Raw genomic sequence first — 11,912 nt, forward strand, 5'->3', positions numbered from 1 at the left:
GAGCGCACCCCGCCCCGTGCAGGCCGCGCGCCGCTCAGGAAGCGGCGCCTGCGGCTGCGGCCTTGCGCTGGTTCTTTCTGGCGCCGCGCGCCGGCGCCTTGGCACTGGCCTTGAGCGGCAGCCGGTTCACCGTGAGCTCGCAGCCGAAGTTGTCCAGCGAAAACACCATGCTGCCCCCGGGCGCCACCCGCGGCAGGGTTTCATGCAGCGGGCGCGACATGTCCACCGGCGGGTGCTGCGCCCGGTACACCACCTGCTGGTCGGGCCCGTAGACCACGTAGCAGGCGGCCTGGGCCGCCGGCATGGCCAGCGCCAGGACGGCCAGCGCCAGCGCCAAACGAATGTGAACCATGCCGCCCTCCTGCCGTGGTCTTGGGAACCGGATCATTATTGCGCGCTTTGCCGCTCGTGCATACTCGCGCGCCATGGAACGCACCCTGGCCCTCGGGCCGCTGGCCCTGCCCTGGAGCATGCTGCTGCTGATGCTCGCCTGGCTGCTGGGCTCGCTGCTGCACGAAGGCCTGGCGCGCCGGCGCGGCCTGGGCGCGGGCATGCACCACAGCTGGCTGATGCTGCTGGCCATCCTGCTGGCCGCACGCGTGGGCTACGTGCTGGCGTTCGCCCGCGAATACGCGGCCGCGCCCTGGGGCGTCCTGGACGTGCGCGACGGCGGCTGGTCGCCGTGGTGGGGCCTGAGCATGGCGATCAGCTACCTGCTCTTCCTGTGGGCCAGCACCAACCGCTGGCGCGCAACGGTCAGCGTGGGCACGCTCGCCGCGCTGGCGCTCTGGGGCAGCGGCTGGCTCTGGCTGCACCAGGGGCCGCCCGCGGGCGTGGAGCCGCCAGCCACGGCGCTCGCCGACCTGCCCGACTGGCAGGGCGATGCCCTGGACGGCAGCGTGCTGGCGCTGTCCGCCCTCAAGGGCCAGCCGGTGGTGCTGAACTTCTGGGCCACCTGGTGCCCGCCCTGCCGGCGCGAGATGCCGGTGCTGCTGCAGGCCAGCCGCGAGCAGCCCCAGGTGCGCTTTCTCTGGATCAACCAGGGCGAGGACAAATTCAAGGCCGGCCGCTACGCTCAGCAGCAAGGCCTGCCCGCGGGCAGCGTGCTGCTCGATGCCGACTCCACCCTGAGCCACGGCCTGGGCCTGCGCGCCCTGCCCACCACGCTGTTCTACGACGCCCAGGGCCGGCTCGTGGCCGCGCGCGTGGGCGAGCTTTCCGCGGCCACGCTGGCCGAGCGCCTGCGCCTGGCTACCGCGGGCCGCTGAGCACCCGCGGCGCGTGGGGCCACGCTACACGTCGATCGCCGACAACGAGCCCGCGCGCTGGCGCAGCTCGAACTTCTGGATCTTGCCGGTGCTGGTCTTGGGCAGCTCGCCAAACACCACGGCGCGCGGCAGCTTGAAGCCCGCTAGGTGCTGGCGGCAGTGCGCAACGATCTCCTCGGCCGTGGCGCTCGCTCCCGCCTTGAGCTCGACGAAGGCGCAGGGCGTCTCGCCCCACTTGGGGTCGGGGCGCGCGACCACGGCGGCGGCCATCACCGCCGGATGGCGATAGAGCACGTCTTCCACCTCGATCGAGGAGATGTTCTCGCCGCCCGAGATGATGATGTCCTTGCTGCGGTCCTTGATCTTGATGTAGCCGTCGGGGTACTGCACCGCCAGGTCGCCCGAATGAAACCAGCCGCCCGCGAAGGCCTCCTCGGTCGCTTTCGGGTTCTTGAGGTAGCCCTTCATCGTGATGTTGCCCTGGAACATGATCTCGCCCATGGTTTCGCCATCCATGGGCACGGGCTGCATGGTCTCGGGGTCGAGCACGCGCGCGGCGCGCTGCAGGTGGTAGCGCACGCCCTGGCGGGCGTTCAGGCGCGCGCGCTCGCCGACGTCCAGCTGCGCCCAGTCGTCCTGCTTGGCGCAGACGGTCGCCGGGCCATAGACCTCGGTCAGGCCATAGACGTGCGTCAGATCGAACCCCATCTGCTCCATGCCCTCGATCAGCGCCGCCGGCGGCGCGGCGCCCGCCACCATGGCCTTGACGCCGGGGGGCACGCCCTCTTTCATCGCCGCCGGGGCATTGACCAGCAACGACTGCACGATGGGCGCACCGCAGTAGTGCGTGACGCCATGCTCACGGATGGCGTCGAAGATCGCCTGCGCCTCCACACGGCGCAGGCAGACGTTCACGCCCGCGCGCGCGGCCACCGTCCACGGAAAGCACCAGCCGTTGCAGTGGAACATCGGCAGCGTCCACAGGTAGACGCTGTGCTTGGGCATGTCCCACTCCAGCACGTTGCTGATGGCGTTGGTGCAGGCGCCGCGGTGGTGGTAGACCACGCCCTTGGGGTTGCCCGTGGTGCCGCTGGTGTAGTTCAGCGCAATCGCATCCCACTCGTCCAGCGGCCACTGCCAGGCGAAGCCGGGGTCGCCCGCGGCGATGAAGGCCTCGTAGGGCGTGCCGCCCAGCGACTGCGCGGGCGGGCCGTAGAGCGCATCCTCGGTCTCGATCACCAGGATGGGCGCGGCCCGCTTGCGCAGCGCCAGCGCCTTGGCCATCACCGGGGTGAATTCCGGATCGACGATGACCGCCCTGGCCTCGCCGTGGTCCAGCATGAAGGCCACGGTTTCAGGGTCAAGCCGGGTGTTCAGCGCGTTGAGCACCGCGCCCGCCATCGGGATGCCGAAGTGCGCCTCCACCATGGGCGGCACGTTGGGCAGCATCACCGCCACGGTGTCGTTCCTGCCTATGCCGGCGCGGCGCAGGCTGCTGGCGAGCTGGCGGCAGCGCGCATGGGTCTCGGCCCAGCTCTGGCGCAGCTCGCCATGCACGATGGCCAGGCGCTCGGGGTAGATCTCGGCCGTGCGTTCGATGAAGGACAGCGGGGTCAGCGGCGCGAAATTGGCGCTGTTGCGCTCCAGGTTCTGCTCGAAAATGCTCATGGGGCCTCCGTCGCGGGATCGGGCTATTAAAGCAGAGCCCGCCCCTTGCGCGCCACCCCGCGGGCGGTGCATGCGCCAAAATCGACGGCGTGGCCATCCCCCAGTCTTTCCTCCAGGAGTTGATCGAGCGCACCGACGTCGTCGAGGTCGTCGGCCGCTACGTGCAGCTCAGGAAGAGCGGCGCCAACTACATGGGCCTGTGCCCCTTCCATTCGGAAAAATCGGCCTCGTTCAGCGTCAGCCCGTCCAAGCAGTTCTTTCACTGCTTCGGCTGCGGGCGCAGCGGCAACGCCATCGGCTTTCTGATGGAAAGCCAGGGCATGGGGTTTCGCGAGGCGGTGCAGGACCTGGCCCAGCACGCCGGCCTGCAGCTGCCCGAGGAAGAGCGCTCCCCCCAGGAGCGCGAGCGCGCCCAGGCCCAGCGCCAGCAGCAGGCCACGCTCAGCGAAGTGCTCGCACGCGCCGCCCGGGCCTATTGCGCGCAACTGCGCACGGCGGCGCAGGCGATCGCCTACCTCAAGGGGCGCGGGGTGAGCGGCGCCATCGCCAAGCGCTACGCCCTGGGCTGGGCCGGCGGCGGCTGGCATGGCCTGGCCAGCGTGTTTGCCGAATACGACAGCCCGCTGCTGGTGCAAAGCGGCCTGGTCATCGAGAGCGAGGAAGACGGACGGCGCTACGACCGCTTTCGCGAGCGCGTGATGTTCCCCATCCGCAACCTCAAGGGCGAATGCATAGGCTTCGGCGGGCGGGTGCTGGGCGACGAGAAGCCCAAATACCTCAACTCGCCCGAGACGCCGGTGTTCCACAAGGGGCGCGAGCTCTACGGCCTGTTCGAGGCACGCCAGGCGATCCGCGAGGCCGGCTACGTGCTCGTCACCGAAGGCTACATGGACGTGGTGGCGCTGGCGCAACTCGGTTTCGGCAACGTGGTGGCCACCCTGGGTACGGCCTGCACGCCCGAGCACGTGCACAAGCTGTTTCGCTTCAGCGAGCAGGTGGTGTTCAGCTTCGACGGCGACGAGGCCGGTCGGCGCGCCGCGCGCAAGGCGCTGGATGCCGCCCTGCCCCACGCGGGCGACACGCGCTCGGTCAAGTTCCTCTTCCTGCCGCCCGAGCACGACCCGGACAGCTACGTGCGCAGCTTCGGCCACGACGCCTTCGCCCGCCTGGTGGGCGACGCGCTACCGCTGTCGCGCTTCATGCTGCAGGCCGCCAGCGAAGGCTGCGACCTGGGCACCGCCGAGGGCCGCGCCCACATGCTGAGCAAGGCCCAGCCGCTGTGGGCCGCGCTGCCCGAAGGTGCGCTCAAGCCCCAGCTGCTGACCCAGTTCGCCGAGCGTGGCCAGATCGCGCCAGAGCAGCTCGAATCGCTATGGGCAAAGGAGCATCTTGCGCAGACGGGGCAAGGTTTTGAAGCCGATTCCACTGGATATCGCTCCTGGCGCAAGGACAACGACTGGCGCGGCCCGCGCAGCCCCGGTGCGCGCGTGCGCACCCAGGCGCCGCTGCCGCGCACGCCCGGGCGCAGGCGCAGCGACCACGCCCTGCGCCTGCTGCTGTCGCACATGGCCTTTCTGCACGCCCTGGACGCCGAGGACCGCCAGGCTCTGGCCGATCTGCCCGCGCCGCATGGCACCTTGTTCCTCTGGCTCGAAGACCAGTGGCATGAACGCGGCGTGCTGCCCTGGGCGCAACTGGGCCCCGCCCTGCAGGGCCATGCGTGCGAACCGCTGGCGCAGCGCATCATGACCGGCTCGCACGCGCAGACCGAGGGCGACGAGGCCGAACTGCGCGCCGAGCTGCAGGACCTGCTCGCGCGCATGCACATCGAAAACATCGAGCGCGAGCAGAACGCGCTGATCGCCGCCAGCGCCAGCGACCCGACGGCGCTGGCGCGCTACCGCCGGCTCGAGGAGCGCCGCCGGGAACTCAAGAACGGCCCACCCGCCGGCGGCGCGGCACAGGAAAACAAGCCGGCTTGACGGCTCTTGAAATTGGCGCTTTCGTTATAATGTACGGTTAGTCGGCAAGAGCGACAGCAGTACCTCCGGCCCGGGCAGCACACCAAAGACGGCGCACCACCGCGCCATGCCCACCTGTTTACCGCAAGGGCTGCACACCAAATGTTCGCCCAGACATCTTGCCCGCTGGCGGCGCGCCCCCAGGCAGCTGCAGCCAGCCACGCACGCTGACAGCCAGCGCGCTGCGCCCGTTTCGCGTGTTTTGATGTTTGACCTGTCCCGTTTTGACCTCGAGGAATTTCATGCCAGCTCGAAAGTCCGCCACGCCTGTCGCCGACAGCACCAGCAAGAAGAAGACCAAGGCCGCTGCCACGGAGCCCAGCGCCAAGAAGGCCGCCAAGGCAAGCGATGAAGCCGCCGAGAAAAAGCCGCTGAGCGGCGCGCGCGCCGGCAAGACCAGCGCTGCCAAGACCGCGGCCAAGACGCCTGCCGCCAAGAGCGCAGCGGCCAAGAAAACCACAACCAAGGACACCGCGGCCAAGAGCGCGGCGGGCAAGAGCGCGGCGGGCAAGAGCACCACCAAGAGCGAAACCGCCAAGCCGGCCAAGCCCGCCGCCAAGTCCAAGGGTCCCGCACGCCCCAAGGCCGCTGCCAAGGGCAAGGCCAAAGGCAAGTCCAAGGCCGAGCTCGACGACGACGCCGACCTGTCGGACATCGAGGCCGACCTGGAGGGTGAACCCGAGCCGGAAACCCCGCCGGCTGCCGAGACCGCGCCAGCCGAGAAGGTCAAGCCCCTGCGCATGAAGATCAGCAAGGCCAAGGAGCGGGCCTTGATGAAGGAATTCGGCCTGGATGAAACCATCCTGTCCGAAGAAGACATGGCCAAGCGCCGCGCCCAGCTCAAGAAGCTGATCACGCTGGGCAAGACGCGCGGCTACCTCACGCAGGGCGAAATTTCCGACCACCTGCCCGACAAGCTGGTGGACGCCGAAACCATGGAAGCCGTGGCCTCGCTGCTCAGCGACATGGGCGTGGCCATCTACGAGCAGACGCCCGACGCCGAGACGCTGTTCCAGAACAACGTGACGCCCACCGCCACCACCGTGGAAGAGGCCGAGGAAGAGGCCGAAGCAGCGCTGTCCACCGTGGACAGCGAGTTCGGCCGCACCACCGACCCGGTGCGCATGTACATGCGCGAGATGGGCACGGTGGAGCTGCTCACGCGCGAGGGCGAAATCGAGATCGCCAAGCGCATCGAGGGCGGCCTCATGGACATGATGGAAGCCATCAGCGCCAGTCCCGCCACCATCGCCGAAATCCTCAACATGGGCGAGGAAATCCGCGAAGGCAAGGTCATCATCAACACCATCGTGGACGGCTTTGCCGACCCCGAGGAAGCCGATGACTACGTCGCCGAGGAAGACTACGACGAGTACGACGACGAGGACGACGACGACGGCAAGGGCGGCTCCAAGGCCATGACGCGCCTGCTGGAAAAGCTCAAGAACGATGCGCTGGAGCGCTTTGACGAGCTGCGCGCACTGTTCGAGAAGATGCACAAGATCTACGACAAGGAAGGCTATGGCACGCCGGCCTACATGAAGGTACAGCGCGAGATCTCGACCAAGCTGATGACCATCCGCTTCACCGCCAAGACCATCGAAAAGCTCTGCGACATGGTGCGCGTGCAGGTGGACGACGTGCGCAAGAAGGAACGCGACCTGCGCCGCATCATCGTGGACAAGTGCGGCATGCCGCAGGAGACCTTCATCAAGGAGTTCCCGCCCAATCTGCTGAACCTGCGCTGGGTGGAAAAGCAGGCCGCCGCCGGCAAGCCCTGGAGCACCGTGCTCGAGCGCAACATCCCGCCGGTGCAGGAACTGCAGCAGGGCCTGATCGACCTGCAGACGCGCGTCGTCGTGCCGCTCACCGAGCTCAAGGCCATCCACAAGCGCATGAACGAAGGCGAGCGCTCCAGCCGCCACGCCAAGAAGGAAATGATCGAGGCCAACCTGCGCCTGGTCATCTCGATTGCCAAGAAGTACACCAACCGCGGGCTGCAGTTCCTCGACCTCATTCAAGAAGGCAACATCGGCCTGATGAAGGCGGTGGACAAGTTCGAATACCGCCGCGGCTACAAGTTCTCGACCTACGCCACCTGGTGGATCCGCCAGGCGATCACGCGCTCGATCGCCGACCAGGCGCGCACCATCCGCATCCCGGTGCACATGATCGAGACCATCAACAAGATGAACCGCATCTCGCGCCAGCACCTGCAGGAGTTCGGCTTCGAGCCCGACGCCAGCCTGCTGGCCGAGAAGATGGAGATCCCCGAGGACAAGATCCGCAAGATCATGAAGATCGCCAAGGAGCCGATCTCGATGGAAACGCCCATCGGGGACGACGACGACAGCCACCTGGGCGACTTCATCGAGGACCAGAACAACACCGCGCCGGTGGACGCCGCCATGCAGGCCGGCCTGCGCGACGTGGTCAAGGACATCCTGGACGGCCTCACCCCGCGCGAAGCCAAGGTGCTGCGCATGCGCTTCGGCATCGAGATGTCCACCGACCACACACTGGAGGAAGTGGGCAAGCAGTTCGACGTGACGCGCGAGCGCATCCGCCAGATCGAAGCCAAGGCGCTGCGCAAGCTCAAGCACCCCAGCCGCAGCGACAAGCTGCGCAGCTTCATCGATTCGCTGTAGGCGAAGCCACTGAGAGCGAAACGCCCCGGCAAACCACCGGGGCGTTTTTTTGCTCGTGCCCCGCCGGACGCAGGCGCACCGCCCGCAAGCACAAGCGCCGGCTGAGTGCCATTCGGGATAACCCCCCTGAAAACGCACGAAAACGGCGTGTGGCATCCGGAACAATCTGGGCTTCACCCCACGGATGCTTTTGCCAGGCGGCCTCCCACAAGGAAGCCGTCCCGGTCTTCAACATGCTTCGCTTCCTGCTCACGCGCCTGAGCCTGGTCGTGCCGACCTTCATCGGCATGACGCTGCTGGCCTTCATCCTGATCCGGCTCGTGCCCGGCGACCCGATAGAGACCCTGGCCGGAGAGCGCGGCATCGACGCCGAACGCCACGCGCAGCTGCTCAAGGACTACGGGCTCGACCGGCCGGTGCTGGTGCAGTACGGCATCTACATCGCGCGCGTGCTGCAGGGCGACCTGGGCAAGTCCATGATCACCCAGGCGCCCGTGCTCCAGGAGTTCGGGCAGCTCTTTCCGGCCACGGTGGAGCTGGCGCTGTGCGCCATCGTCTTTGCGCTGCTGGTGGGCATACCGGCGGGCATCGTCGCGGCGGTCAAGCGCAATTCCTGGCTGGACCACGGCGTCATGGGCGTGTCGCTCACCGGCTATTCCATGCCCATCTTCTGGTGGGGGCTGCTGCTGATCCTGCTGTTTTCGGTGCAGCTGGACCTGACGCCGGTGTCGGGGCGCATCTCGGTGCAGTACTTCATCGAGCCGACCACCGGCTTCTTCCTGATCGACACGCTGCTGGCCGACGAGCCCGGGGCCTTTGGCTCGGCGCTCGCCCATCTGGTGCTGCCGGCGATCGTGCTCGGCACCGTGCCGCTGGCGGTGATCGCGCGCATGACGCGCTCGGCCATGCTCGAGGTGCTGGGCGAGGACTACATCCGCACCGCCCGCGCCAAGGGCCTGTCCACGGTGCGGGTGGTAGGCGTGCATGCGCTGCGCAACGCGCTGATCCCGGTGGTGACCATCATCGGGCTGCAGGTGGGCGTGCTGTTCACCGGCGCCATCCTCACCGAGACGATCTTCTCCTGGCCCGGCGTGGGCAAGTGGCTGATCGAGGCCATCAGCCGGCGCGACTACCCGGTGCTGCAGGGCGGCATCCTGCTGCTGGGCACGGTGGTCATGGCGGTCAACCTGCTGGTGGACATCACCTACGGCATCATCAACCCGCGCGTGCGCCACCAGAAATGAAGACCGGCACTTCCACCCTGGGCGCCAGCGCCAACCTGTCGACCGAGCCGGTGGCCGAGCCGCCGGGCCCGGTGCGCGAGTTCTGGGCCTACTTCAGCGCCAGCCGCGGCGCGGTGGCGGGCCTGCTGATCGTGCTGGGCGTGCTGCTGCTGGCCGCCTTCGCGCCCTGGATCGCGCCCTATGCGCCCAACCAGACCAACCCGGACGTGTTCCTGATCCCGCCGGCCTGGCAGGAGGGCGGCAGCTGGGCCCACATCCTGGGCACGGACGCGATCGGGCGCGACATCCTCTCGCGGCTGATCCACGGCTCGCGCCTGTCGCTGGCCATCGGCCTGGCGGTGGTGGCGCTGTCGGTGCTCGTGGGCACGGTGCTGGGGCTGCTGGCGGGGTATTTCCGCGGCGTCTTCGAGATCGCGGTGATGCGCCTGATGGACATCATCCTGACCCTGCCCAGCCTGCTGCTGGCCATCGTCGTCGTGGCCATCCTCGGGCCCGGCCTGGTCAACGCGATGCTGGCGGTGGCCATCACGGTGCTGCCGCACTATGTGCGCATCACGCGCGCGGCGGTGATTGCCGAGACCTCGCGCGACTACGTCACCGCGGCGCGCATGGGCGGCGCGGGGCATGCGCGCACCATGTTCCGCGAGGTGCTGCCCAACTGCGCGGCGCCGCTGATCGTGCAGGCATCGCTGGGTATTTCCTCGGCCATTCTGGATGCGGCGGCGCTGGGCTTCCTCGGCCTGGGCGCGCAGCCGCCCGCGCCCGAATGGGGCACCATGCTGGCCGATGCGCGCGAATTCGTCATGCGCGCCTGGTGGGTGGTGACCTTCCCCGGCGTGGCCATCCTGGTCACGGTGCTGGCCTTCAACCTGCTGGGCGACGGCCTGCGCGACGCGCTGGACCCCAAGCTCAAACGCTAGGCGCTGCCTGGCACAGCCGCTCAAGGCAAGGCGCGCAAGACCCATGGCATTGTTGGAAATCGAAAACCTCTCGGTGCAGTTCCCCTCGCACCGGGGCCGCATGCAGGCGGTGGAGGGCGTGAGCCTGCATGTGGATGCGGGCGAGGTGCTGGGCATCGTCGGCGAATCGGGCTCGGGCAAGAGCGTCACCATGATGGCGCTGATGGGGCTGGTCGCCTACCCTGGGCGCGTGACGGCCGATCGCCTGGTGTTCGACGGGCACGACCTGCTCAAGCTCTCCGAGCACGAGCGCCGGCGCCTCACCGGCAAGCATTTGTCGATGATCTTTCAGGACGCGACCACCAGCCTCAACCCCTGCTTCACCGTCGGCTACCAGCTGGCCGAAACCCTGAAGTTGCACCTGGGGCTGGACCGCGCGGGGGCGCGCAGGCGCTCGATCGAGCTGCTTGAACAAGTGGGCATCCCCGCGCCCGAAAGGCGCCTGGCGGCCTACCCGCACCAGCTCTCGGGCGGCATGAGCCAGCGCGTGATGATCGCCATGGCGATCGCCTGCAACCCCAAGCTCCTGATTGCCGACGAGCCGACCACGGCACTGGACGTGACCATCCAGGCGCAGATCCTGGACCTGCTGCGCGAGCTGCAGCGCAGCAGCCGCATGGCGCTGGTGCTGATCACCCACGACATGGGCGTGGTGCGCGAGATGGCGCAGCGCGTGGCGGTGATGTACGCCGGGCAGGTGATGGAAGAGCAAAGCGCCGAGCGCCTGTTCGACGACCCGCGCCACCCCTATACCGAAGCGCTGATGACGGCGTTGCCCGAGCGCAACCTCGGGCGCGCGCGCCTGGCCACCATCCCCGGCATGGTGCCGGGCCTGAACGACCGCCCCGGCGGCTGCCTGTTCGCGCCGCGCTGCCGCTACGCCCAGCCCGAATGCCAGAACCGCCCCCTGCTGCGCCCGCTGCAGGGCGGTGCGGTGCGCTGCCATTTCGAGCTGGCCGAACTGCACGCGCGCTTTCCGGCCGCGGCGCAGGAGGGCGTGGCATGAACGCAGCCGCAAGCGCGACGCAGGGCGCCGGCACGGGCGCGGTGATCGAGGCGCACCGGCTGCAGCGCATCTACCAGATTCCCCAGGGCCTGCTGCGCCCGCCGGCGCGCCTGCATGCGGTGAGCGACGTGTCCTTTTCCATCCAGCCGGGCAAGACGCTCGCGGTGGTGGGCGAGTCGGGCTGCGGCAAGTCCACGCTGGCGCGCATGGTCACGCTGATCGAGCCGCCCACCTCGGGCACGCTGGCGCTGGGCGGCATGGACGCGGTGCATGCCGGCCCCGAAGAGCGCCGCAAGCTGCGCCAGATGGTGCAGCTGGTGTTCCAGAACCCCTATGGCTCGCTGAACCCGCGCAAGCGCATAGGCCAGATCCTGGAGGCACTGCTGCAGATCAACACCCGCCTGGGCGCGGCCGAACGCCGTGACGCGGCGCGCGCCATGCTCGCGCGCGTGGGCCTGCGCCCCGAGCACTACGAGCGCTACCCGCACATGTTCTCGGGCGGCCAGCGCCAGCGCATCGCGATCGCCCGCGCGCTGATGCTGCAGCCGCGCCTGGTGGTGGCCGACGAGCCGGTGTCAGCGCTGGACGTCTCCATCCAGGCCCAGGTGCTGAACCTGCTGGCGGACCTGCAGCGCGAGCTGGGCCTGGCCTATCTGTTCATCTCGCACGACCTGGGCGTGGTGCGCCACATCGCCGACGAGGTACTGGTGATGTACCTGGGCCATACGGTGGAGCACGGCAGCAAGGAGGCCATCTTCGAGCGCCCGCGCCACCCCTACACCCAGGCGCTGCTGGCGGCCACGCCGGGGCTGGCGGGCGGCGGACGGCGGCGCATCGTGCTCAAGGGCGAGCTGCCCTCGCCGCTGAACCCGCCCGCGGGCTGCGTGTTTTCCACGCGCTGCGCCTGGGCCACCGACCGCTGCCGCGCCGAACGCCCGCCGCAGCAAACCTTCGACGGGCGCCAGGTGGCGTGTTTCGAAGCACAGAACATCGCCGCCGCGACCGGGGATGAACCCTGATATTGAGCCCCCACCGCATCCGCTAGGATGCCCCGCCGGGAGCGCAGTCCACAAGCTGCCACCCGTTCTTCCATGGGCG

Annotated in this window: 9 protein-coding genes; 7 read left to right on the top strand and 2 right to left on the bottom strand. The window is 68.7% G+C overall.

Annotated elements, in window-relative coordinates; translation table 11 throughout:
* Positions 1 to 34: 34 nt before the first annotated feature.
* Positions 35 to 352, bottom strand: a complete 318-nt coding sequence (locus FOZ74_RS01700; RefSeq protein WP_255437731.1) for a hypothetical protein — start codon at positions 350 to 352, stop codon at positions 35 to 37.
* Positions 353 to 425: 73 nt separating this feature from the next.
* Here FOZ74_RS01700 and FOZ74_RS01705 point away from each other — a divergent pair, with 73 nt between their 5' ends.
* Positions 426 to 1,268 (top strand): TlpA family protein disulfide reductase, encoded by an 843-nt coding sequence (locus FOZ74_RS01705; protein WP_146911419.1) that lies wholly within the window; start codon positions 426 to 428, stop codon positions 1,266 to 1,268.
* 24 nt (positions 1,269 to 1,292) lie between these two features.
* Here FOZ74_RS01705 and FOZ74_RS01710 read toward each other — a convergent pair whose 3' ends face one another.
* Positions 1,293 to 2,936, bottom strand: a complete 1,644-nt coding sequence (locus FOZ74_RS01710) for an acyl-CoA synthetase (protein ID WP_146911421.1) — start codon at positions 2,934 to 2,936, stop codon at positions 1,293 to 1,295.
* 89 nt (positions 2,937 to 3,025) lie between these two features.
* On the opposite strand from FOZ74_RS01710, the gene dnaG reads away from it, so the two are divergent.
* The 6 genes from dnaG (at position 3,026) to FOZ74_RS01740 (ending at position 11,833) form a co-directional block, all read left to right on the top strand.
* Entirely contained in the window at positions 3,026 to 4,918 is a 1,893-nt protein-coding gene (gene dnaG, locus FOZ74_RS01715; RefSeq protein WP_146911424.1) for a DNA primase, read from the top strand.
* 281 nt (positions 4,919 to 5,199) lie between these two features.
* A complete protein-coding gene (gene rpoD / locus FOZ74_RS01720; RefSeq protein WP_146911426.1) occupies positions 5,200 to 7,605 on the top strand; it encodes an RNA polymerase sigma factor RpoD in 2,406 nt (801 codons plus the stop codon).
* Positions 7,606 to 7,838: 233 nt separating this feature from the next.
* Complete coding sequence (locus tag FOZ74_RS01725; protein ID WP_146911428.1) at positions 7,839 to 8,849, top strand: ABC transporter permease subunit; 1,011 nt, start codon at positions 7,839 to 7,841, stop codon at positions 8,847 to 8,849.
* Positions 8,846 to 9,769 carry an ABC transporter permease subunit gene (locus FOZ74_RS01730; RefSeq protein ID WP_146911430.1) on the top strand — a complete coding sequence of 308 codons (924 nt, stop codon included), beginning with the start codon at positions 8,846 to 8,848 and terminating at the stop codon, positions 9,767 to 9,769. The genes FOZ74_RS01725 and FOZ74_RS01730 overlap by 4 nt, the downstream gene beginning before the upstream one ends.
* Positions 9,770 to 9,812: 43 nt before the next feature.
* A complete protein-coding gene (locus FOZ74_RS01735; protein WP_146911432.1) occupies positions 9,813 to 10,814 on the top strand; it encodes an ABC transporter ATP-binding protein in 1,002 nt (333 codons plus the stop codon).
* Positions 10,811 to 11,833, top strand: coding sequence for a dipeptide ABC transporter ATP-binding protein (locus FOZ74_RS01740; RefSeq protein WP_146911434.1), 1,023 nt, complete (start codon positions 10,811 to 10,813; stop codon positions 11,831 to 11,833). The genes FOZ74_RS01735 and FOZ74_RS01740 overlap by 4 nt, the downstream gene beginning before the upstream one ends.
* The last annotated feature ends 79 nt before the right edge of the window (positions 11,834 to 11,912 follow it).

Origin of the sequence: Comamonas flocculans (assembly GCF_007954405.1) — a bacterium.
GTDB classification, from domain to species: Bacteria; Pseudomonadota; Gammaproteobacteria; order Burkholderiales; family Burkholderiaceae_C; genus Comamonas_C; species Comamonas_C flocculans.

What these genes read in the sequence shown, in the direction of transcription:
- FOZ74_RS01700 (WP_255437731.1), bottom strand. Translation starts at nt 352, where the DNA reads ATGGTTCACATTCGTTTGGCGCTGGCGCTGGCCGTCCTGGCGCTGGCC.
- FOZ74_RS01705 (WP_146911419.1), top strand. Translation starts at nt 426, where the DNA reads ATGGAACGCACCCTGGCCCTCGGGCCGCTGGCCCTGCCCTGGAGCATG.
- FOZ74_RS01710 (WP_146911421.1), bottom strand. Translation starts at nt 2,936, where the DNA reads ATGAGCATTTTCGAGCAGAACCTGGAGCGCAACAGCGCCAATTTCGCG.
- rpoD (WP_146911426.1), top strand. Translation starts at nt 5,200, where the DNA reads ATGCCAGCTCGAAAGTCCGCCACGCCTGTCGCCGACAGCACCAGCAAG.
- FOZ74_RS01725 (WP_146911428.1), top strand. Translation starts at nt 7,839, where the DNA reads ATGCTTCGCTTCCTGCTCACGCGCCTGAGCCTGGTCGTGCCGACCTTC.
- FOZ74_RS01730 (WP_146911430.1), top strand. Translation starts at nt 8,846, where the DNA reads ATGAAGACCGGCACTTCCACCCTGGGCGCCAGCGCCAACCTGTCGACC.
- FOZ74_RS01735 (WP_146911432.1), top strand. Translation starts at nt 9,813, where the DNA reads ATGGCATTGTTGGAAATCGAAAACCTCTCGGTGCAGTTCCCCTCGCAC.
- FOZ74_RS01740 (WP_146911434.1), top strand. Translation starts at nt 10,811, where the DNA reads ATGAACGCAGCCGCAAGCGCGACGCAGGGCGCCGGCACGGGCGCGGTG.